The organism is Lentzea pudingi, from assembly GCF_014646255.1.
GTDB lineage: Bacteria > Actinomycetota > Actinomycetes > Mycobacteriales > Pseudonocardiaceae > Lentzea > Lentzea pudingi.
In genome coordinates this window covers 185076-205896 of record NZ_BMNC01000002.1, presented here as the reverse complement: position 1 = coordinate 205896, position 20821 = coordinate 185076, and the positions used below count along the sequence as shown (strand labels likewise).

The following is a 20821-nucleotide window of genomic DNA, read 5'->3' as shown; positions in this document are numbered from 1 at the left end:
GTCGTGATCGACGAGACCCTCCTCGACGCCGAGGAGAAGATGGAAAAGGCGGTTTCGGTCGCGAAGGAGAACCTTTCCTCCGTCCGAACCGGTCGTGCGACTCCCTCGATGTTCAACCGCATCCACATCGACTACTACGGCTCGATGACGCCGCTGAACCAGATGGCCAGCATCACGGTGCCCGAGGCGCGCATGGCGGTCGTCAAGCCGTACGACGCGGGCCAGCTGAACGCCATCGAGAAGGCGATCCGGGATTCCGACCTGGGCGTCAACCCGAGCAACGACGGCTCGATCATCCGCATCGTCATCCCGCAGCTCTCCGAGGAGCGCCGCCGGGACATGGTGAAGGTCGCCAAGTCGAAGGGCGAGGACGCGAAGGTCTCCCTGCGCGGCGTCCGTCGCAAGGCGAAGGAAGAGATCGACAAGCTCGTCAAGGACGGCGAGATCGGCGAGGACGACGGCGCGCGTGGTGAGAAGGAGCTCGAGGCTCTGACCCACCGCTACGTGGCGCAGGTCGAAGAGCTCGTGAAGCACAAGGAAGCCGAACTCCTCGAAGTCTGATGTTCCACTGATGGTTCGCCCGGCCGAGACGCCGCAGGCGTGATTGCCCAGGCCGGGCGGAGGGTCTTGATGGGAGCACAGGTGGCAGGCGGTCCCGCGGACGTGCCGACGTCGAAGCCGTCACGCGCGGGGCGTGACCTGCGGGCGGCGATCCTGGTCGGTGCCGGCCTCGGCGCGATGATCATCGTGTCGCTGCTGACCGTCAAGGAGACCTTCATCGGCATCGTCGCGGCCGCCGCGGCGGTGTCGACGTGGGAGATCGCCAACGCCTTCAAGAAGAGCGGCATCAACGTCGCCCTCTGGCCCGCGCTGATCGGTGGCCAGGCGATCATCTGGCTGTCGTGGCCGTTGGAGCGCTCCGGCATGATGACCGCGTTCGTGGTCACCGTGCTGGTGTGCATGATCTGGCGGTTCCGCGGCGGTTCGGACGGCTACCTGCGCGACCTCAGCGCGTCGGTCTTCATCGTCGCCTACATCCCGCTGTTCGCGGCGTTCGCGGCCATGCTCGTCGTCCCGGAGGACGGAGCGGGCCGCGCGTTCGCGTTCATCATCGGTGTCGTGCTGTCGGACGTCGGCGGTTACGCGGCGGGCGTCTTCCTCGGCAAGCACCCGATGGCGCCGACGATCAGCCCGAAGAAGTCCTGGGAGGGCTTCGCCGGCTCGCTGACCGCCGGTGCGGTCGGTGGCGCGATCACGGTGACGACGCTGCTCGACGGCCAGTGGTGGCAGGGCGCGCTGTTCGGTGCCGTGCTCGTCATCACGGCCACCGCGGGCGACCTGGTCGAGTCGCTGATCAAGCGCGACCTCGGCATCAAGGACATGGGCACGCTGCTGCCCGGCCACGGCGGCCTGATGGACCGGATGGACTCGCTCCTCCCGTCCGCCGTCGCCTCCTGGCTGCTGCTGCACCTCTTCGTGCAGTAGCCCTGCCTTCGCGTCAGTCGTCGTACGGGTCGTCCACCTCGGTGCGCGGCTCGGCCTCGATCACACGGGACGGGTCGATCACCGAGAACGCCATTCCCGCGTGGTCCTCGACCACGGTGATGCGTCCGAACGGGGTGTCGTAGGGCTCGACGGTCACCCGGCCGCCGAGCTCCAGCACCCGGTAGGCCACCGAGTCGATGCCGATCTCGGGCGCGGCGGTGAAGTACACCATCCAGTGGGAGCGCTCTCCGTACGGGAACTCGCGCCCCATCTTCTGCCGCCCGATCACCTCGGTGCCCTCGACGGACCACGACGCGTAGTCCAGCCGTTGCCCGTCGCCGATCTGCGTGATGTCGTAGTGGCACAACTCGCCGAAGAACTCGTCGGCCGCGGCGCCGTCTCTGGTGTTCAGCTCGGCCCAGGCGTAGGAACCGTGGCCTCCCATGCCGAACCGCCAGTCCGGCGGCACGTGCCGGAACCCGACGACGGCACCGGTCGGGTCGGCGATCACGGTGCTCTGCGTCTGGTCGGCGGAGTCCTCGGGGTTGCGCAACACCGACCCACCGAGGTGGAAAGCTTTCTCCGCCGTAGCGCGCGCATGCGGTGTGACCAGGTATAACCGCCATGCGTCGGGGTCGCCCTGGGGTAACCCGGCGACGGGGATGCCGTCGGCCATCGCCACCGTATAGCCGGCGTCGTCGGCGTAGTGCCAGCCGAACAGGCCGGTGTAGAACTCGATCGCGCCTTTGAGGTCGTCGACGGATCGCTCGACCCAGCACGGACTTCCGGACAACAACGGTGCGAGCTTGGGCGTGTTGGGCGCGATCGACACTGCCGCCTCCTGCAGGGAAGAGATGCCAACACGCTACGCCGTGATTGGACGAATTCGAACGGTCACAGGCAAATGGAGGCCCTACAGTGGCTTCGTGAGGGGATTCGTGCGGGCGGCGTTGAACGCGGTGCGTCCGGTAGATGTCGTGCCGAGCCCGAACATCTGGCACTGGCCTGACGTCTACGAGGTCGAGAACCGCGCGCAGGACGTCAACGGTGCGATTTGGACGGCGTTAAGCGAAGAATGTCCGTTTAGTGTCAAGGATGTCGTGGACGTCGGCTGCGGTGACGGATTCCACCTGCCGCTGTTCGCGAAGACCGCGAAGTCCGTCACGGGCGTGGAGCCGCACCCGCCGCTGGTCGTACGCGCCAAGCACCGAATTGCTTCCATGTCGAATGCACGCGTCGTTTCCGGTCCCGCGCAACGACTACCGCTCGACGATGCTTCCGCGGATCTCGTGCACGCCCGCACGGCATATTTCTTCGGACCTGGATGCGAACCGGGACTGCGTGAGGCGGACCGGGTGCTGCGGCCGGGCGGCGCGCTCGCGATCGTCGATCTGGACGGTACAGCGGATCCGTACGGGCCGTGGTTGCGTGCCGACGAACCTCGGTACGACCCGGCGGTGGTCGAGAAGTTCTTCGCGGACAACGGTTTCTCGCTGCGGCGGGTCACGGCCGAGTGGCGGTTCGAGAAGCGCGAGGACCTGGAAGCGGTGCTGCGCATCGAGTTCTCCGCGAAGGTTGCCGAACGGGCGATCGCCTCGGTGGCGGGGCTGAGCTTCCCGGTCGGGTACCGGGTGCACGTCCGGCGCAAGCCGATCGGGCTGATCCTCTGACGATCGGCGGGAAGCCTCACCGGAGACTTCCCGCCGACTGCCTCAGCGCTTGGGCTTCGGTGACGGACCTCCGGCGAACCCCGTGGAGCTCGCCGCCGACGCTGACCTGGCGGTCACGCTCGATGAAGCGGGAGCCGTTTCGAACGTGTAGGTCACCTCGTCGGCGCTGCGGTACATCACCACGACCTTGCCGGTGCTCAGCGCGACCATCGAGGGCTCGGTGTCCGTTGGCCAAGCGTTGCCGGTGCGCGAGTCCACCAGCTTCGTCCAGCCGGCGAACGGACCGTCCACGACAGCCTGGCTGTTGACGTAGACGAAACCGTCCGTCCCACGCACCGCGACTTTGAGCTTGCCCGCGCTGATGACTGCGGCCGGGGCTCCGTCGGCGTTCACGCCGTCGAGCGCGGTCCATGCGTTCCCGAAGCCTGATCCGGAGTCGCGAATCGTGTGGATCTTGCCGTCCGCGCGTCGGGCGAAGATCTGAACCTTGCCGTCGGACCCGATGACGGCGGCGGGTCGGCCGGTGATGCGACCAGCCGCGTTGCTCACTGATCGGATGCGGTCGTGAGTGCCGTTGCGAAACAGGAGACTCGTCAAGTTGCTCTGGGCATCGGTCACCGGTAGTTCGACGTCGTTGCCTGCAGGCAACGCGATGACCTCACCTGTCAGGGTGTTGAAGCCGATCGGTGCCCATGGCGTCATTGGGCCGTCCACCACCGACTGGCCGCGAGTGAGCAGGCGGCCGAGACCATCGACGGCGAAAAGGCGCTTGCGGCTGTCGGCGTACGTGATGGCCTTGGCCGGTCCTACATGTACGAGTGGGACTTCGGTCGCACGGTAGGAGTAGCTGGGCCCAGGAACGGCGGTGGGGACCTCACGGCAATTCGTGTGATCATCGACGAGGATGGCAAGCTTGTCACGGCGTTCCCGTTCTGAGGAGACTGGACGTGTCTGTTATCACGTTGACTTTCGATTCTCCGCGCGTCGGTGCTGGTGCTGCGGAAAGCTGGGACAAAGTGGCTGGATTGGAAGCAGGGAAGATTCGTGAGATCGATCTTCGCTATAAACTTTTCAAGACGGAAGTCATTTTCGAAGCTGGTGGCGTCGAGCTCATCGACGGCTTCCGCCTCACTCTCGTTGATCTTGCGTTGGGTGTGATGACCGCTGTCGAGCGTTTGAAGTCGGAAGAAGATTCGGCGATCAGTTTCACCGAGAGTGCCGATGTGATCTACTTCGATAACCTCGGTGATATCGTTCAAGTGCGTTACCTTGTCGGCAACCGAGTGGAACGAGTCGTCGCCTATGTGTCCATCGCGGAACTACTGAAAGCGATGCACGCGTTCGTCAAAAACGTGTACGAACGGTTGACCACGGATTTTCCTGGGCTTGCGGAGAATCCGGTGATTCAACGCCTCGCGCCCAGGAAGCACTGAACGATCGCTGTTGGGTATTTCGCTGCCGTCGACGGCTACAACAAGTTCTGCGCTCGCAACAACGACGCCGGGATTCCTGATGACCGCGGGTAGTTCCGAGGCATGGCCGGTTGTGCCGGAGGCAGCAGGGAGAAGGCGAACCGAGCCAGGACATCCAGGGCGGCAGCAACGTGCCCAGCGCTACCAACGTCTCGGGACACGACACCACACTGAGCGGGGGCGACGCGGGTGGAGTCGATGTCTGCAAACCTGGGGCCTCTCCGACTCAGGTGGCGAAGGAAGCTACTACGTCCACTGCCCGAAACAACCCTTGCCTCGGGTTAGCTGCGGCGACGGTCCCGATCTTCAGCGACCCGGCCGGTTGCCGGCTGTGCGCGTCGCAACAGTTCCGGCGCTAATGCACCGGTGTTGATGTCAGACGATTCGACCAAGCTGATCCAGGACGTCCAGGTCGGCGAGGGGATCGTGGCGACCTGATCCACGGTGAGGGCGTTAAGGAACTTGTAGAGATCACCGTGGACACGGACAGTGTCGAGGGCACGCCGGCGGACGTCTCGACCTCCGCTGGAGGTCATCCGTTCTGGGAGGACGGTCTCAACGCCCTGGCGCGAAGCCATTGGAACTCGAACCTGGTGACGACCTGCGGGTGGTCGGTTCGCCGGCTGAGGTCGTGAGCACCACCGAGAGGGTGGAGTACCGGCAGGTCTTCCCCCGCCAGGCGAAAGCATTCACACGTACTGCGTGGTCGCTGGAACGTCTCCGATTCTCTCGCACAACTGCGGCCGCTTCCGGCGGCGGAGGAGTATGGCGCGAGTTCGCCGAGTCTGCGCGAGGGAATCGCTCCGCTCCCTGCCTGGGAGATTTTCACCCAGTCGGAGATAATCCCGATCGCGGATGACGTTGATGCGTCGAGTCAGATCTCGGACTTGTCGTGTGCGTTCCGTCGTGAGCTCATGGCTATTGCGACACAAGCGGTCGGCGACTGATCCGCCGACTAGGCTTCGGTTCGTGGAGAAGCGAAACGCAGGCAGGTTGAACCGCCAGGTCGGCGTCGTCGGGCTGGGTTGCTGGCAGCTCGGCGCCGACTGGGGCGAGGTGGACGAGAGCGACGCGCTCGCGTTGCTGCACGCCGCGGCCGACACGGGGGTCGACTTCTTCGACACCGCTGACGTGTACGGCGATGGCCGTAGTGAGACGTTGGTCGGGCGGTTCCTGAAGGAGCGCAAGGACGACGGGATCTTTGTCGCCACGAAGATGGGGCGGCGGCTGCCGGCTCAGGTCGCGGAGGGGTACAGCCGGGAGAACTTCCTCGCGTGGAACGACCGGAGCCGCCGCAATCTCGGTGTCGACACGTTGGACCTCGTGCAGCTGCACTGTCCGCCCACTGCGGTTTACAGTCGTGACGAGGTGTATGACACCTTGGATGAAATGGTTGAGCAGCAACGGATTGCTGCTTATGGCGTTTCGGTGGAGAAGGTCGAGGAGGCGCTGGAGGCCATCAGGCGTCCGCACGTGGCCAGCGTGCAGATCATCCTGAACGCGTTCCGGCTCAAGCCCCTCGAAGAGGTGCTGCCCCGGGCTGCCGAGGCCGGGGTCGCGATCATCGCGCGGGTGCCGCTCGCTTCCGGGCTGTTGACCGGGAAGTACGACAGGGCAACGACTTTCGGCGCCGATGATCACCGCAACTACAACCGCAACGGTGAGGCCTTCGACGTTGGCGAGACCTTTTCCGGGGTGCCTTACGAGGTGGGCCTGGAGGCTGTCGAACGGCTCCGGCCGCTGGTGCCGGAGGGGGCCACGATGGCGCAGTTCGCGCTCCGGTGGATCGTGGACCAGTCCGGCGTGACGGTGGTGATTCCCGGTGCTCGCAACGTCGAGCAGGCGCGTTCGAACGCGCGGGCCGCGGAGCTCGGACCGGTGGACGGCAAGGCCGTCGCCGAGGTGTACGACGAGTTGGTCCGGCCGCACGTGCACGACCGGTGGTAGGTCACTCCTCGGCGAGGATGGCGTAGAGCTTGCGCCGCAGTTCGTTGTAGAGCTCGACGGTGCGGGTCTTCTGCTCGGGTGTGCCCGCGTGGGAGATCTGCTCCATCGCGGCGCCGAGCAGGCGGGCCGCCGAGCGCAGTTCGCCGTCGACCGGGTCGAGTCGGAACTCGATGTCGCGCCAGGGCGGGGCCGGGTGCTCCGTCCTGCCGTGCTCGGTCAGGTTGAACAGCTTCTTGCCGCCCTCTTCCGCCGCGGAGACGAGGCCTTCGTCGGCGAGCATCTGCAGCGTCGGGTAGACCGAGCCGGGGCTCGGGCTCCACACGCCGCCGGTGCGCCTGGCGATCTCCTGGATGATCTCGTAGCCGTGCATCGGCCGTTCTGCCAGCAAGGACAGAACCGCCGCCCGGACGTTGCCGCGCCTCTGGCGGCCGCCCCTGCCGCCGCCCCCGAAGGGACCGCGGCGATGCCTGTGGTGGTGCTCTCTGTGGTGTGGTTTCATCATCATGTCGATAACGATATATCGGAAGCTATCGCGATGCAGCGGTCTTGTGTTGGTGAAGTTCGTGGGACACTGGATGTGCTATGACCTCGCTTCCCCTTGTCTTCGACGCGCCCAAGCGCGGCCTGCCGCCGCGCCACCTGGTCGACCTCTCGCCCGCCCAACGCGCGGAAGCCGTTGCGGCCCTTGGTGAGAAGCCGTTCCGGGCCAAGCAGCTGTCGAACCACTACTTCAGCCGCCTGACCGTCGACCCGGCCGAGATGACCGACATCCCGGCGGACGCGCGTGACAAGCTCGTCGCCGACCTGATGCCGCCGTTGTTCACGGTCGTGCGCAAGGTCACGGCCGACGAGGGCACCACGGCGAAGACGCTGCTCCGCGCGCACGACGGCACGCTCATCGAGTCCGTCCTCATGCGCTACCCGGACCGGGCGACGCTGTGCATCTCGTCGCAGGCCGGCTGCGGCATGGCCTGCCCGTTCTGCGCGACCGGCCAGGGCGGCCTGCAGCGCAACCTGTCGACCGCGGAGATCGTGGACCAGGTGCGCCTCGGCGCCGCCGCCATGCGTGACGGCGACCTGCCCGGCGGTCCCGGCCGCCTGTCGAACATCGTCTTCATGGGCATGGGCGAGCCGCTCGCGAACTACAAGCGCATCCTCGAGGCCGTGCACCGCATCTGCGACCCGGCGCCGGACGGGCTGGGCATCTCGCAGCGCCACGTGACGGTGTCGACGGTCGGCCTGGTGCCCGCGATCAAGAAGCTGACCGAGGAGAACCTGCAGGTCCGCCTCGCGGTGTCGCTGCACACGCCGGACGACGAGCTGCGCGACACGCTGGTGCCGGTGAACACGAAGTGGAACGTCGCCGAGGTGCTGGAGGCGGCGCGCGGGTACGCGGACAAGACCGGGCGGCGGGTGTCGATCGAGTACGCGTTGATCCGCGACATCAACGACCAGGGCTGGCGTGCCGATCTGCTGGGCAAGAAGCTGCGCAAGCACCTCGGGCAGTTGGTGCACGTGAACCTGATCCCGTTGAACCCGACGCCGGGCAGCAAGTGGGACGCGTCGCCGAAGCCGGTGGAGCGGGAGTTCGTGCGGCGGGTCCGGGAGCAGGGTGTGGAGTGCACCGTGCGGGACACGCGTGGGCAGGAGATCGCGGCCGCCTGTGGTCAGCTCGCCGCTGAGGGCTGAAATCAGTCGCTGAGAAGCCGCGGGGCTTCTACCGTTCCCTCTCGATGAAACTCGAGGGGGAACGCTGGCGCACGCTCGTCAGCACGGTGAGGCTGGGCAAGGACGAGTACCGCGTGGTGCAGCCTGCCCAGCCGTTGAAGCACGCGCCGCTGTACGAGGGGTACATGGGCGTCGAGGTGTGCGTGGACAAGGAGTCGGCGCTCAGCATCAGCATGGCCTGGGCGTTCGCGATGCGGTCGCCGCGCACGCTGGTGTACCTGCCGTTGCGGCAGAGCGACTGCGAGTGCCGGAGCAACGACGGACCTGCGCTGGACCTGGTGCTCCTGCACCACAGCCTTCAGTTCCGGCTGTCGAAGTGGAAGGACGTGCGAGCCAAGCTCCGGCAGGCGCGACCACACACCGTTGTGTGCCAAGGGATGCCGCCCGAACGGCCGGTGCCTCGCTGGAAGCAGGAGCTGCCGCGCGGCGAGATCGTGGAGGGCACGGTGTTCGTCGTGGGTGACAGGCCCTCGTTCCAGGCGGGCGGGGAGGCGTTCCGGCAGTTGGTCGAGGACTGTCCTCAGCACATGCACGAGGCGCCCGGAACGCACTGTTGTGCCGAGGTCACCGCCAAAGACCGCCATTGGAACTGGCTGCACGTGGTCTACTGCGACGAGCATCGCGTGCGGGCCTCGCGCTAGGGCCTCACCTCGGTCAGCACGCCGGTCGCCACGTCGAACACGAAGCCCCGCACCGAGTCTTTCACCGGCACGAACGGGTTGCCTGTGATGCGGCCGATCGACTGGCGCACGTCCTCTTCCAGGTCGCCGAACGCCTCGGCCGACCAGGAGGGCTTCACGCCGGTCTCGTCCTGGATCGAGCGCTTGAACTCGTCGTCGGTGAACGTCAGCATGCCGCAGTCGGTGTGGTGGATGAGGATGATCTCGCGCGTGCCGAGCAGGCGCTGGCTGATGGCGAGCGAACGGATCTCGTCGTCGGTCACGACGCCGCCGGCGTTGCGGATGACGTGCGCTTCGCCCTCCTGAAGGCCCAGCACGCGGTACACGTCGATGCGGGCGTCCATGCACGCCACGACGGCCACGTGCTTGGCCGGGGGCAGGGGGAGCGGGCCCGAGAACTGGGCGGCGTACGCGGCGTTGTTGGCGAGCAGCTCGTCCGTGACCGACATGATGCGAGGTCCTCTCACCTGGGATGTACAGATGAGCAAACTGTCGTATGCGCATACCTGCAACAGCGCCCGACAGGTGAGAAAGGCCCCTACTCAGACACTAGCGGGGACCGACACGACCGTGCGGCTACCATGCGGCGTCGTGGGGGATGAGACAAGGCTGGTCGCGGGCAGATACGCGATGCTCAGAGAACTGGGCCGGGGCGGCATGGGGGTCGTCTGGCTCGCCGAGGACAGGGTCATCGGGCGGCAGGTCGCGCTCAAGGAGCTGCGGACCACCGAGACCGAGCGGGTGCTGCGGGAAGCGCGTACGGCAGGCCGCCTGAACAGCCCGAACGTCGTCGGCATCTACGACGTCATCGTCGAGCACGGTGCGACGTACCTCGTCATGGAACTCGTCGAGGCGCCCACGCTCTCCGAGGTCATGACCCGCAGGACCCTGACCGAGGACGAGGTCGCGGACATCGGCCTGCAGACGCTCAACGCGCTGGAAGCGGCGCACGCGGCGGGAATCGTGCATCGGGACGTCAAGCCCAGCAACATCATGGTGCTGCCCGACGGACGCGTGAAGCTCGCCGACTTCGGCATCGCCCGCGCGATGGACGATCCGGGGCTGACGGCGACCGGCGGCATCATGGGCTCGCCCGGGTACATGGCTCCAGAACTGTTTGCGGGCAAGCAACCCTCACCGGCGAGCGACCTGTGGGCGTTGGGCGCCACCATGTTCCACGCCGTCGAAGGCCGTTCTCCGTTCCAGCGCGACACGACCGCGGCCACCATGCACGCGATCATGTACGAGGAGCCGGTCCTGCGGCGGACCAGAGGCCCGCTCGCCGACACGATCATGGCGTTGCTGACCCAGGACGACACCCGCCGGCTCACGACGGCCCAGCTGAGGGAACGGCTCAGCGGCGCCACCACGGTGGTCAAACCGCTCACGCCGTCCGAGCAGACCGTCGTCATCGAACCGGTCACCGGCTACGTCACGCCACAGACCCACACGCGCGACGACTGGAACGACGACAAACCCAAGTCCCGCAAGAAGATCGGTGTGCTCGCCGGTGCCGCCGCGGTGCTCGTGGTGATCGCGCTCGCCGCGGTGTTCATCCTGAAACCCGATGCGCGGCAAGGGGTTGCGGTCGCCCAGCAGAACCTCGGCGCGACGACGACGACCACCGCGACCCCGTCGTCGAGCGCGGCGACGAGCAGCAGTTCGGCTGCTCCGAGCAGCAGTCAGGTTTCGTCCAGCTCGGCGCCGTCGAGCACGACGAAGTCCCAGAGCCAGGCCCCGCCCCCACAACAGACGACGCAGCCGAAGCCGCCGCGGCAGACGCTCGCGATCACCCGGTACGTCAAGCAGGGCACGCCGTTCCACTACAGCGGTGTGCCGGGCAAGGGTCCGCCCGCGGGCTTCACCGCCGAGCAGACCGGAGGCCTCGGCAGGATGCTCGCGAAGGAGGAGCCGGGCACCAAGATGCTGGTCGCGTGCCGCGTGAAGGGCTCCGGTGACCACATGACGTCGCCGTGGCCCGACTGCGAGGGGCAGGACAAGCTCTGGGACCTCGGTTACGTCTTCAACGACAAGCCCGCCGACGTCCCGGCCATGCAGCTCTACCGCTGCATCTTCGAGAACGCCCACTTCGACTCGCTCGACCCGAAGTGCGAGGGCCAGCGCACGGAGTGGTCGTACGGCTGGGTCGTCACCGGCTGATCGCGGGTTCCAGCCCGACCGGCTCGGCGTTGTCGAACGTCTCGCGGGCCTCGGCCACGGACTCGTAGTTCGTCTGCGCCCACACGCGCAGCGCGGCCAACGGTCCCGTGACGCTGCGCCCGAGTTCGGTCAGCTCGTACTCGACGCGCAACGGCACCGAGGGGTAGACCGTGCGCGTGACAAGCCCATCGCGTTCCAACGTGCGCAACGTCTGTGTGAGCATCTTCTGGCTGACGCCCTCCAACCGGCGCTTGAGCTCACCGAACCGCATGGGTCCGTCCTCGAGCGCGCCGATCGCCAAAGCCGTCCACTTGGACGCGACCATGTCCAGCAGGTCGCGGCACGGGCACATCTTGAGGTAAACGTCCCTGATCACAGATAGTTTCTATCAGGTACCTAGTGCACAAGATAGTGCCTGATTGCGAACAGAGACCTGCTCTCTCATGCTTGTACGCATGCGAGCGATCATCCAGAACGAGTTCGGCGGCCCCCTCACCCTCACCGACGTCCCCAAGCCCACGCCCGTCCCGACGGAAGTCCTGGTCAGGGTGCACGCGGCCGGCGTCAACCCCGTCGACTGGAAGACCCGCGCCGGCGGCGGCATGGCCGGGATGCAGACCTTCCCGTTCATCAACGGCTGGGACGTCTCCGGCGTGGTCGAGGAGGTCGGCTTCGGCGTCACGACCCTCAAGCCGGGCGACGAGGTCTACGGCATGCCGTGGTTCCCGCGCGCCGCGAGCGCCTACGCCGAGTACGTCACGGCGCCGTCCCGCCACTTCGCGAAAAAGCCGAAGAGCCTGACCCACGTCGAAGCGGCCGCACTGCCGCTGGCCGCGCTCACGGCCCACCAGGTCCTGATCGACACTGCGGACGTGCAGAAGGGGCAGAAGGTGCTGATCACGGCTGCGGCGGGCGGTGTCGGCCACCTCGCGGTGCAGATCGCGAAGGCTCACGGCGCGTACGTCATCGGCACTGCGCGCGAGCCCAAGCACGCGTTCCTGAAGGACCTGGGCGCTGACGAGGTGATCGACTACACGAAGGGTGACTACGACGGGACCGACGTCGACGTGTTCGTCGACCTGGTCGGCGGCTCGTCACCGGCCTCGGTGCGGCCCGGCGGGCTGTTCGTCGGCGTGCCGTCCGGAGTGGACAGGCCGACGCGCGACGACATCAGGACCAGCCCGATCCTGGTCGAACCCGACCGCGCGGGCCTGGAGGCGATCGCGGCGCTGGTCGAGTCGGGCGAGCTCAGGGTGCACGTCGGCGCGACCTTCCCGCTGGAGGACGCAGGACAAGCGCATGCCCTGGGCGAGAAGGGTCGCACCCAGGGCAAGATCGTGCTCGAAACGCTCTAGCGGCGCCAGGGCTTCTTGCGGCGCGCGGCGTCCCACAAGAGCAGCGCGATGATCGTGACACCGGAGAGCACGAGCCAGATGTTCTCGGTCTGCCCGTGGTGGTTGCCGATCAGCATCAGGAAGCAGAAGATCGCGGAGAGCCAGCCGGCGATGCGCGTGCCCTTGGGCAGCTGGCCGTGCCAGCCCCACTCGTGCGACGGCTCCTCGTGAGGGTCGACGGCAGGACGCTTGTCCAGTTCCGAGGACGTAGCCACGGTTTCCTCCACTGCTCATCCGGATTACGAGGCCATCGTCGCACATGTGAGTGAGCACGGATGTGTGAGGTCGCGCGCGCACGGCTTACCGGCGAGGTCGTGCCGGTCTACGCTCGACGCGGCCACACCCGTCCGATCCTGTGAAGGCGCCTCGACTTGACCGGCTTCTCTCCCGCCGAGGCCTCCGCCCCGGACACGTTCGCCCCCGTCGAGATCGGTCTCCACGGTGTGCGCAAGCGCTTCTCCGACCAGGTGGCGGTCGACGGCGTCTCGCTCGACGTCCACGAGGGCGAGTTCTTCTCGGTGCTCGGCCCGTCCGGCTGCGGCAAGACCACGGTCCTGCGCATGATCGCCGGGTTCGCCGACCCCGACGAGGGCCGCATCGAGCTCGACGGCAACGACATGGTGGGCGTCCCTCCGTACCGGCGGGACGTCAACACCGTCTTCCAGTCGTACGCGCTGTTCCCGCACATGTCGGTGTGGGACAACGTCGCGTACGGGCTCAAGCGCCAGAAGATCCGCGGCGACGAGCTGAAGAAGCGCGTCGGCGAGCACCTCGAGCTGGTGCGGTTGTCGCAGTTCGCGAAACGCAGGCCCACGCAGCTTTCCGGCGGTCAGCAGCAACGCGTCGCCATCGCCCGTGCGCTCGCCGCCGGACCGCGCCTCCTCCTGCTCGACGAACCGCTCGGCGCGCTCGACGCCAAGCTCCGCAAGGAACTGCAGATCGAGCTGATGCGGATCCAGCGCGAGGTCGGCACGACGTTCCTCTACGTCACGCACGACCAGGAGGAGGCGCTGGTCCTCTCGCACCGCATCGCGGTGATGAACGCGGGCAGGATCGAGCAGGTCGGCTACCCCGAGGACGTCTACGAACGGCCCGCGACCCGGTTCGTCGCCGGGTTCATCGGCACGTCGAACATCCTCGACGCCGAGGTGTCCGGTGTGGACGGTGGGTTGGTCTCGCTGACGGCCCCCGGTGCCACGAACCTGCGCGCGAGGTTCTCCGGCGGCGTCAGCCACGGCCGCAAGGTCGCCGCGACCGTGCGGCCGGAGAAGGTGCACCTGTTCAACACCTCCGCCGAGCCGCCGACGGGGTGGTGCGTGCTGACCGGGGTGGTGCAGGACGTCGTCTACACGGGCGTGTCCACGCAGTTCGTGGTCGAGACGCCAGGTGGTGTGCTCACGGCGTTCGTGCAGAACGCCCAGCGCATCGACGACGCGGGCGCGCCCGGCCAGTCCGTGCGAATGGCCTGGGACCCGGAGTTCACCGTGCTGCTGGAGTCCTCGGATGGGTGAGGTCCGGATCGCCCGGCTGTGGGACGTCGACAGCCCGCGGGTGACCCGGCGCACGATGCTGGGCTCGATGGCGTTCTTCGCGCTCGCCGCGTGCGCGGTCGGCCCGGCGCCCGAGAACTCCGGTGGCCCGAGCGCCGGCAAAGCGGCGAACCTGACCGACGAGCCCAAGCTCAACTTCTACAACTGGACCGACTACATCGCGCCGGAGACGTTGCCGGGCTTCACGTCCGTCAGCGGCATCGAGGTCACGTACGACAACTTCTCGACCAACGACGAGATGGAAGCCAAGATCGCGTCCGGTCAGGCCGGCTACGACCTCGTGGTGCCGTCGGACAACTTCCTGCGGAGATTCCTGCGTTCCGGCCTGCTGCAACCGCTGGACCACGACGCGATCCCGAACCTGCGCAACCTGGAGCCGCGGTTCGCCGAGGCCGAGTACGACCCCGGCAACCGGTTCTCGGTGCCGTGGGCTTGGGGCACAACGGGTCTGGCGTACTCGAAGTCGCAGATCGGCGGCGACGTCACCGGGTTCGACGCCTTCGACCTGCCGGCCGCCCAGGGCCGCAGCTCGATCCTCGACGAGGCGCGCGACGGCATGGCGATCGGGCTGCTGAAGCTCGGCCACGACCCGAACACCACCGACCCGGAGCAGATCGACGACGCCGCGAACTTCCTGCTGTCGCTGAAGAAGAAGCTCGGCCAGATCACCTCGGACGTGATCGAACCGCTGACGTCCGGCCAGGTGCGGCTCGCGCAGTCGTACTCCGGTGACGCGTTCCAGGCGCGCGAGACCAACGACGACATCGGGTACGCCATCCCGGTGGAGGGCGGACTGTCCTACGTGGACCTGCTCGTCATCCCGAAGGACGCGCCGCACGCCGCGAACGCACACCGGTTCATCGACTACGTTCTCGGCGCGGAAGCGGGTGCGGCGCTGTCGAACGCCGTCCGGTACGGCAGCCCCAACGCCGCCGCGAAGCCGTTGATCGACAAGGAGCTGCTGAACGACCCGGTGGTCTACCCGCCGGACGACCAGCTGGCGAAGCTCCCGTTCACCAAGGACCTCGGCGGCGACGCCGAAGCGCTGTACGCGGACGCCTGGACGAAGGTCAAGACCGGCTGACGGGGAACGACCTCATCCCCCGGATCACCACCGAGTCGCGGAACTCGATCGGGCCCGTCTGCCTCAGCTCGGGCATCCGGCGGGCCAGCGCGCGGAACGCCACGGCGCCCTCCATCCGCGCGAGCGTCGCGCCCAGGCAGTAGTGGATGCCGCTGGAGAACGCGAGGTGCTCCGGCTTGTGCACGCGCAGCACGTCGAACCTGTGCGCCTCCGGGTACACCTCGGGGTCGCGGTTCGCGGCGGCGAGCAGCAGCGTCACCATCTCGTTCCGGCCGATCCCGTCGACCTCCTCGTGCGCGATCCGGCTGGTCAGCTGCACCGGCGGTGCCCATCGCAGCGTCTCCTCCACGACCGCGGGCGCCAGTTCCTGGTTGGCCTTGAAGAGCGTCCACTGCGACGGGTGGTCGAGCAGCGCGCGGATGCCGTTGCCGATCAGGTTCACCGTGGTCTCGAAGCCCGCGACCAGCAGCAACACCAGCGTGCCGAGCATCTCCTGCGCGGTCAGCTTCTGCTCCGCCTCGGCGGCGACCAGCGAGCTGATCACGTCGTCACCGGGCGTCTTGCGGCGTTGCGCGATGAGCCGGTCGAACAGCGCGAGCACCTTGTCGTTGGCGTTGGCCATCTCTGCGGTGACGCCGGTGTCGAACGAGGCCGCGACGAGCGCGCCGTAGTCCGCGAACTCGGCGGTGTCGGCGTCCGGGATGCCGAGCAGGTCGCTGATCACCGAGATCGGCAACGGCGCCGCGAAGTCCGTGATCAGGTCGAACTCGTCCTTGTCCAGCAACGAGTCCGCGACCTTCTCGACGCGCGTGCGGTACTCGTCGATCTTCTTCGGGCTGAACGCCGGCGTGGCGATCCGGCGCAGCCTGGTGTGGTCCGGCGGGTCCGTCTCCAGGAACGACTCGGGCAGCAGGCCGGCGTTGCCCGGATAGGTGCCGTCGGTGTACCTGACGCCGAACCGGCGGTCGCGCAGGATCTTGTTGGCCAGCGGGTGGCTCGTCGTCAGCCACATGCCGTTGTCGCGCGTCAGCGGGCCGTGCGCGCGTAGCCGTTCGTAGATCGGATGCGGGTCTTCATGTCCGGTCAGTTGCTCCAGCACTTGCTACCCCCTCGAACACCGTGGTGAGCACGAACCGGGGAGCGTCCAACGGCGCGAGACGGCCGTAGCTGATCGCTTCCCAGGCGTTGAAGAGCCCGGCGTAGAGGGTGTGCAGGATCCACCACGCGGGCAGGTCGCGGCGCAGCCTGGTGCCCTGCAGCCGGGTGATCAGGTCGAGCACGGGCTGGTCCATCGCCTCGATGCGGGCCCGCAGTTCCGCGTCGCGCTCCAGGCCGGGGAAGCGGAGCAGGAACTCCACCCGCGGGCCGAGCGCGACCAGGCGCGTCATCAGGTCCTCGAGCGCGTCGTCGCTGTCGAAGTCCACCTCGCACGCTACGGAGTCGATCAGGTCGAGCGCGTCGTTCGCGACGGCGCGGACCAGGTCCGTCCGGGTCGGGAAGCGCTTGTGGAGTGTGGTCCTGCCGACACCGGCCGCCTTCGCGACGTCGCCCAGCGACGCGGTCGGGTCCTTGAGCAGCACGGACGTCGCCGTCTGCAGCAGGTGAACACTCATGTTCACAACGGTACACGGATGTTCACGACCTAGGATGTGCTCTCGTGCTCCGACGCTGGCTGAAGGCCAACGCCCTCCTCGCCCCGACCGGCCTCTGGCTGGGGTTCTTCCTGATCGCACCCCTCGTCGTGGTCGTCGAGTTCTCCTTCGCGACGCGTCACACGGGTATCGCCCGCGCCGTGCTGCCGTGGACGGTCCAGGCGTACCGGACGGCGCTGGACCCGGCGTTCCTGCCGATCTTCGGGCGAACCCTGCTCTACGCGGGCGCCACGACCGCCGCGTGCCTGCTGCTCGGGTTCCCGCTGGCGTGGTTCATCGCGCGGTACGGCGGGCGCTACCGGACGGCGCTGCTCGCGGCCGTGCTGATCCCGTTCTGGTCGAGCTACCTCGCGCGGATCTACGCGTGGAAGGCGCTGCTGGACGGCGAGGGCCTGGTGAACACCGTGCTCGGATGGGTCGGGCTGGATCGCGACGGCGGGTTCCTGCTCAGTGACGGCGCTGTCGTGCTCGGCCTGACGTACGGGTTCCTGCCGTTCATGGTGCTGCCGCTGTACGTGGCGTGCGAGCGGTTCGACGTGCGGTTGGTAGAGGCGTCGTACGACCTCGGGCACGGGCGGGTGTCGACGTTCTTCCGCGTGGTGCTGCCGGGGGTCATGAGCGGCGTGCTGGCCGGGTCGCTGCTGGTGCTGGTGCCCGCGGCGGGCGACTTCGTGACGCCGAGGCTGCTCGGCGGGGTGGAGCAGTCGACGTTCGGGTCGGTGATCGACGACCAGTTCCGCGGGGGCAACAACTGGCCGCTGGGTTCGGCGATGGCGGTGTTGTTGCTCGTGCTGGTGGTGTTCCTGCTCGTGGTGCGCGGACGGCGTGGGGAGGACGTGCTGTGAACCGTCGTCCGTGGGTGCTCGGCGCCGTCGTGTGCCTGGTCTTCCTGTTCTTGTACGCACCGATCGCGTGGCTCGCCATCGCGTCGTTCAACTCGTCACGGTCGTTGTCGCGGATCAGCGGGTTTTCGCTGCAGTGGTACGCGGAGCTTGCCGACGACACGCGCGTGTTCGCTTCTCTGCAGCTGACGTTGCAGCTGGCGTTGGCGTCGGCCGTGATCTCGACGGTCATCGGGACGTTGGCGGCTTTCGGGCTGAGGCGGGCGTTTCCCGGTCGTGGGCTCTGGACGGTGTTGCTGTCGCTGCCCTTGGTGGTGCCCGAGGTCGTCATGGGTGTGGCGATGCTGGGGTTCTTCGTGAAGCTCGCCGGGGTGCCGCTGGGGTTCGGTGCCTTGCTGTTCGCGCACGTGGCGTTCTCGCTGAGCTTCGTGGTCGTCGTGGTGAGGTCGCGGGTGTCCGGAATGGACGTCCGGCTGGAGGAGGCCGCGGCCGACCTCGGGGCGTCGCCGTTCGTCGCGTTCCGGACCGTAACGCTGCCGTTGGTGGCGCCTGCGGTGGCGGCCGGTGCGGCGTTCGCGTTCCTGCTGTCGTTCGACGACGTGGTGATCTCGTCGTACCTGACCGGGGTGGGATCGACGACGCTGCCGGTGTTCGTCTACGCGCAGGCCTCGAAGCGCGGGATCTCGCCGGAGATCGTGGCGCTGTCGACGTTGATGGTGGCGGCGACGGCGCTGCTGCTGATCATCGGTGTGGGCATCGCCTCGTGGCGGGCTCGCCGGTCCGGATCAGCCGCGAAGCTGGCGCTCTAGTCAACTTTCGTCGCGGGAATTCGATACTCCAGCGTGCCGCGCGGGCATGGGACGTCTCGTAGCTTGAAAGCGTGATGACTGCTGTGCGGACCAGGGCCGAGGCGTTCCGCGCCGACGTCCTGGCCCGGTTCCGGGCGCTGACCGTCGTGCGGCTCGTCGGCGACCTGATCGTGATGCTCGCCGTGGTCCTGCTGGACGTGTGGCCGGGACCGTGGGCCGAGACGAAGGCGTCGGGCTGGACGCTCGTCGGGATCGCCGCCGTCTACGTCGTGCTGCTCCCGGTGCGGCACCTGCTGCCGGCGACGGCCATGATCTGCGGCGCGGCGATCCCGTTCGTCGGACCCGCGATGATGGTCGTGCTGAGCTACACGGCAGGCCGCCGGCTCGAGTCGTGGGTCAGGGCGGTCGCGGCCACCATGGTCACGTTCGTCGTCGTGGTGCTGGTGTGGGACTGGGACCAGCGCCCCCTGGAAATCGAGCCCGTCTACGGGATGCTGATCCTGGTCACGATCTTCGGCGTGGGCGTGGCGCTGCCGTTCCTCGTCGGGCGCTACCTCGCGCAACGCGAGGCGCTGATCCAGGCCATGCAGGACCGCGAAGCGCGCATGCGCGGCGAGCACAAGTTGCTGTCGCGGCAGGTCCGGTTGCGCGAACGCAGCCGCATCGCCCAGGACATGCACGACAGCCTCGGCCACCGGCTCTCGCTGATCTCCGTGCACGCCGGTGCCCTCGCCCTGGACCCGTCGCTGGGGGACAAGCAGCGTGAGGCGATCGGGGTGCTGCGTTCGGCGGCGTTGACCGGCATGGGGGAGCTACGGGCGATCATCGGTGTTCTGCGCGCCGAGGACGGTCCCGACGACGACCCCGCGACACGGACCGCGGAGTCCATCGACTCGTTGGTGAGTGACGCGCGCAAGGCAGGTGTTCTGGTCAGTCTGGTGCGCGGCGGGCAAGCGCACCCGTTGCCGTCCCGTGTCTCTCACGCGGCCTATCGCGTCGCACAAGAGGGTCTGACCAACGCCGCGAAGCACTCGCCAGGCGCCGCCGTGCAGGTGACGGTGAAGTACGAACCGGACGCCCTCGTCGTAGAGGTGCGCAACAACCCGTCACGCAACGGTTCTGCTGGTGGCGCACCGGGCGTGGGCCTCATCGGCCTCACGGAGCGCGTGCGCGTGGCCGGAGGCATCCTGCACGTGGGCGGCCTACCGTCCGGCGGCTTCCGCATCGCCGCCGTGCTGCCGTACGAGGAGACACCACTCCCGGACGAGCCGGAGGACGAGCAGGACGAGACCGAATCGCCGCGCGGCATCCGCAAATGGGCGGGCGTCGGCTCCATCGCGGGCGCGTCCGTGGTCCTGACGATCATCATCGGCGGCTTCACCTACCTCGGCGCGCAGCCGGTGACCGAGGTCGTCTCCCAGGAGAACCTCGACCGGATCCAGGAGGGCCAGTCCGAGGCCGACGTGCTCCGGATGCTCCCGGAGGGCGACGAACCCCTGGTCGCCGACGGTGAACGCAAGTCCCAGGCCGCCCCCGAACCGCCGGGCGCGCGCTGCGTCTACCACATCACCGACGAGCAGTCGTACCTCGCGAAGGGCACCCGAGTGGTGCGTTTCTGCTTCCGAGACGGCAAGCTGGTCGAGAAGAAGATCCACGTGCAGAGGACAGGTCAATGATCCGGGTGCTCATCGCCGACGACGAGCCGCTGATGCGTGCGGGCATCAAGGCCATCCTCGGCACCGCCGACGACATCGAGCTCGTGGCGGAGGCCGGCGACGGCCGCGAGGCGGTCCAGATCGTCCGCGAGCGCCGGGTGGACGTGGCCGTGCTCGACATCCGCATGCCGCGCATGGACGGCCTCGCATGCGCTCGTGAACTGCGCGTGGTCGCTCCGTCCGTACGCGTCGTGATGCTGACCACGTTCGGTGAAGACGACAACATCGTGCGCGCGCTGTCGGACGGTGCGGCCGGGTTCCTGCTGAAGGACTCAGCGCCCGAGGAGTTGCTACGGGCCGTGCGTGCGGTGCACAACGGTGAGGCCTACCTGTCACCGATGGTCACGTCACGCGTCGTGGGGATGGTGGCGACCTCCGGGCAGCCGAAGCGGCAGGAGGCGCAGAAGGCCGTCGAGGGGCTGACCGACCGCGAGGTCGAGGTGCTCGCGCTGCTCGGGCAGGGCATGTCGAACGCCGATGTCGGGGCGAAGCTGCACATGTCCGAGGCGACGGTGAAGACGTACGTGTCGCGGTTGCTGGCGAAGCTGGGGCTGACGAACCGGGTGCAGGCGGCGTTGCTGGCGCGGGACGCGGGCATCGCGAACTGACTCCGGAAAAGACGAGAGGCCGTCC

General features: G+C 67.7%; 23 protein-coding genes. 15 read left to right on the top strand and 8 right to left on the bottom strand.

Going from position 1 to position 20821, the window contains the following annotated elements:
* The first annotated feature begins 3 nt into the window (after positions 1 to 3).
* Both frr and IEY88_RS06820 read left to right on the top strand, forming a co-directional pair.
* A complete protein-coding gene (frr, locus tag IEY88_RS06825) occupies positions 4 to 561 on the top strand; it encodes a ribosome recycling factor (RefSeq protein WP_189153771.1) in 558 nt (185 codons plus the stop codon).
* A gap of 69 nt (positions 562 to 630) precedes the next feature.
* A complete protein-coding gene (locus IEY88_RS06820) occupies positions 631 to 1485 on the top strand; it encodes a phosphatidate cytidylyltransferase (RefSeq protein ID WP_189153770.1) in 855 nt (284 codons plus the stop codon).
* Between the two features lie 13 nt (positions 1486 to 1498).
* Here IEY88_RS06820 and IEY88_RS06815 read toward each other — a convergent pair whose 3' ends face one another.
* The gene (locus IEY88_RS06815) at positions 1499 to 2317 is read right to left on the bottom strand and encodes a VOC family protein (RefSeq protein WP_189153769.1); all 819 of its coding nucleotides are present in this window, start codon (positions 2315 to 2317) and stop codon (positions 1499 to 1501) included.
* Between IEY88_RS06815 and IEY88_RS06810 the strand changes: the two genes are divergently transcribed.
* Entirely contained in the window at positions 2301 to 3155 is an 855-nt protein-coding gene (locus IEY88_RS06810; RefSeq protein WP_229693152.1) for a class I SAM-dependent methyltransferase, read from the top strand. The genes IEY88_RS06815 and IEY88_RS06810 overlap by 17 nt on opposite strands.
* A gap of 42 nt (positions 3156 to 3197) precedes the next feature.
* On the opposite strand, the gene IEY88_RS06805 is transcribed toward IEY88_RS06810, so the two are convergent.
* Entirely contained in the window at positions 3198 to 3857 is a 660-nt protein-coding gene (locus IEY88_RS06805) for a DUF8189 domain-containing protein (RefSeq protein WP_505744119.1), read from the bottom strand.
* 245 nt (positions 3858 to 4102) lie between these two features.
* Between IEY88_RS06805 and IEY88_RS06800 the strand changes: the two genes are divergently transcribed.
* Both IEY88_RS06800 and IEY88_RS06795 read left to right on the top strand, forming a co-directional pair.
* A complete protein-coding gene (locus IEY88_RS06800; protein ID WP_189153767.1) occupies positions 4103 to 4588 on the top strand; it encodes a hypothetical protein in 486 nt (161 codons plus the stop codon).
* 1008 nt (positions 4589 to 5596) lie between these two features.
* Positions 5597 to 6574 carry an aldo/keto reductase gene (locus IEY88_RS06795; RefSeq protein ID WP_229693151.1) on the top strand — a complete coding sequence of 326 codons (978 nt, stop codon included), beginning with the start codon at positions 5597 to 5599 and terminating at the stop codon, positions 6572 to 6574.
* Position 6575: 1 nt separating this feature from the next.
* Here IEY88_RS06795 and IEY88_RS06790 read toward each other — a convergent pair whose 3' ends face one another.
* Positions 6576 to 7079: a PadR family transcriptional regulator gene (locus IEY88_RS06790; protein ID WP_189153765.1), complete on the bottom strand. Its 504-nt coding sequence runs from the start codon at positions 7077 to 7079 to the stop codon at positions 6576 to 6578.
* Between the two features lie 77 nt (positions 7080 to 7156).
* Here IEY88_RS06790 and rlmN point away from each other — a divergent pair, with 77 nt between their 5' ends.
* Together rlmN and IEY88_RS06780 are read left to right on the top strand one after the other, a co-directional pair.
* On the top strand, positions 7157 to 8263 hold the full coding sequence (rlmN, locus tag IEY88_RS06785) for a dual-specificity RNA methyltransferase RlmN (RefSeq protein WP_189153764.1): 1107 nt from the start codon (positions 7157 to 7159) through the stop codon (positions 8261 to 8263).
* A gap of 44 nt (positions 8264 to 8307) precedes the next feature.
* Positions 8308 to 8943 (top strand): hypothetical protein, encoded by a 636-nt coding sequence (locus tag IEY88_RS06780; protein ID WP_189153763.1) that lies wholly within the window; start codon positions 8308 to 8310, stop codon positions 8941 to 8943.
* On the opposite strand, the gene IEY88_RS06775 is transcribed toward IEY88_RS06780, so the two are convergent.
* Complete coding sequence (locus IEY88_RS06775; RefSeq protein WP_189153762.1) at positions 8940 to 9431, bottom strand: beta-class carbonic anhydrase; 492 nt, start codon at positions 9429 to 9431, stop codon at positions 8940 to 8942. The two genes, IEY88_RS06780 and IEY88_RS06775, sit on opposite strands and share 4 nt — an antisense overlap.
* Positions 9432 to 9573: 142 nt before the next feature.
* On the opposite strand from IEY88_RS06775, the gene IEY88_RS06770 reads away from it, so the two are divergent.
* Positions 9574 to 11142 (top strand): serine/threonine-protein kinase, encoded by a 1569-nt coding sequence (locus tag IEY88_RS06770; protein ID WP_308425961.1) that lies wholly within the window; start codon positions 9574 to 9576, stop codon positions 11140 to 11142.
* Here IEY88_RS06770 and IEY88_RS06765 read toward each other — a convergent pair.
* Positions 11132 to 11494, bottom strand: a complete 363-nt coding sequence (locus IEY88_RS06765) for a winged helix-turn-helix transcriptional regulator (protein WP_189154494.1) — start codon at positions 11492 to 11494, stop codon at positions 11132 to 11134. The genes IEY88_RS06770 and IEY88_RS06765 overlap by 11 nt on opposite strands.
* Positions 11495 to 11597: 103 nt before the next feature.
* Between IEY88_RS06765 and IEY88_RS06760 the strand changes: the two genes are divergently transcribed.
* Positions 11598 to 12497, top strand: coding sequence for an NADP-dependent oxidoreductase (locus IEY88_RS06760; RefSeq protein WP_189153760.1), 900 nt, complete (start codon positions 11598 to 11600; stop codon positions 12495 to 12497).
* Here the strand turns inward: IEY88_RS06760 and IEY88_RS06755 are convergent.
* Positions 12494 to 12751 (bottom strand): DUF2631 domain-containing protein, encoded by a 258-nt coding sequence (locus IEY88_RS06755; RefSeq protein WP_189153759.1) that lies wholly within the window; start codon positions 12749 to 12751, stop codon positions 12494 to 12496. The genes IEY88_RS06760 and IEY88_RS06755 overlap by 4 nt on opposite strands.
* A 156-nt stretch (positions 12752 to 12907) precedes the next feature.
* On the opposite strand from IEY88_RS06755, the gene IEY88_RS06750 reads away from it, so the two are divergent.
* Positions 12908 to 14047, top strand: a complete 1140-nt coding sequence (locus IEY88_RS06750) for an ABC transporter ATP-binding protein (protein ID WP_189153758.1) — start codon at positions 12908 to 12910, stop codon at positions 14045 to 14047.
* Positions 14040 to 15170 (top strand): polyamine ABC transporter substrate-binding protein, encoded by a 1131-nt coding sequence (locus tag IEY88_RS06745; RefSeq protein WP_189153757.1) that lies wholly within the window; start codon positions 14040 to 14042, stop codon positions 15168 to 15170. Before IEY88_RS06750 ends, IEY88_RS06745 begins: the two co-directional genes overlap by 8 nt.
* On the opposite strand, the gene IEY88_RS06740 is transcribed toward IEY88_RS06745, so the two are convergent.
* Both IEY88_RS06740 and IEY88_RS06735 read right to left on the bottom strand, forming a co-directional pair.
* A complete protein-coding gene (locus IEY88_RS06740) occupies positions 15157 to 16269 on the bottom strand; it encodes a cytochrome P450 (protein WP_189153756.1) in 1113 nt (370 codons plus the stop codon). The genes IEY88_RS06745 and IEY88_RS06740 overlap by 14 nt on opposite strands.
* Positions 16244 to 16783, bottom strand: a complete 540-nt coding sequence (locus IEY88_RS06735) for a TetR/AcrR family transcriptional regulator (protein WP_189153755.1) — start codon at positions 16781 to 16783, stop codon at positions 16244 to 16246. Before IEY88_RS06735 ends, IEY88_RS06740 begins: the two co-directional genes overlap by 26 nt.
* Positions 16784 to 16827: 44 nt before the next feature.
* Here IEY88_RS06735 and IEY88_RS06730 point away from each other — a divergent pair, with 44 nt between their 5' ends.
* From IEY88_RS06730 to IEY88_RS06715, 4 genes are all read left to right on the top strand, one after another.
* Positions 16828 to 17667 (top strand): ABC transporter permease, encoded by an 840-nt coding sequence (locus tag IEY88_RS06730; protein ID WP_189153754.1) that lies wholly within the window; start codon positions 16828 to 16830, stop codon positions 17665 to 17667.
* Positions 17664 to 18473 carry an ABC transporter permease gene (locus IEY88_RS06725; RefSeq protein ID WP_189153753.1) on the top strand — a complete coding sequence of 270 codons (810 nt, stop codon included), beginning with the start codon at positions 17664 to 17666 and terminating at the stop codon, positions 18471 to 18473. The genes IEY88_RS06730 and IEY88_RS06725 overlap by 4 nt, the downstream gene beginning before the upstream one ends.
* Positions 18474 to 18547: 74 nt before the next feature.
* Positions 18548 to 20149, top strand: a complete 1602-nt coding sequence (locus IEY88_RS06720; RefSeq protein ID WP_229693262.1) for a sensor histidine kinase — start codon at positions 18548 to 18550, stop codon at positions 20147 to 20149.
* The gene (locus IEY88_RS06715; RefSeq protein WP_189153751.1) at positions 20146 to 20796 is read left to right on the top strand and encodes a response regulator; all 651 of its coding nucleotides are present in this window, start codon (positions 20146 to 20148) and stop codon (positions 20794 to 20796) included. The genes IEY88_RS06720 and IEY88_RS06715 overlap by 4 nt, the downstream gene beginning before the upstream one ends.
* Positions 20797 to 20821: the final 25 nt, after the last annotated feature.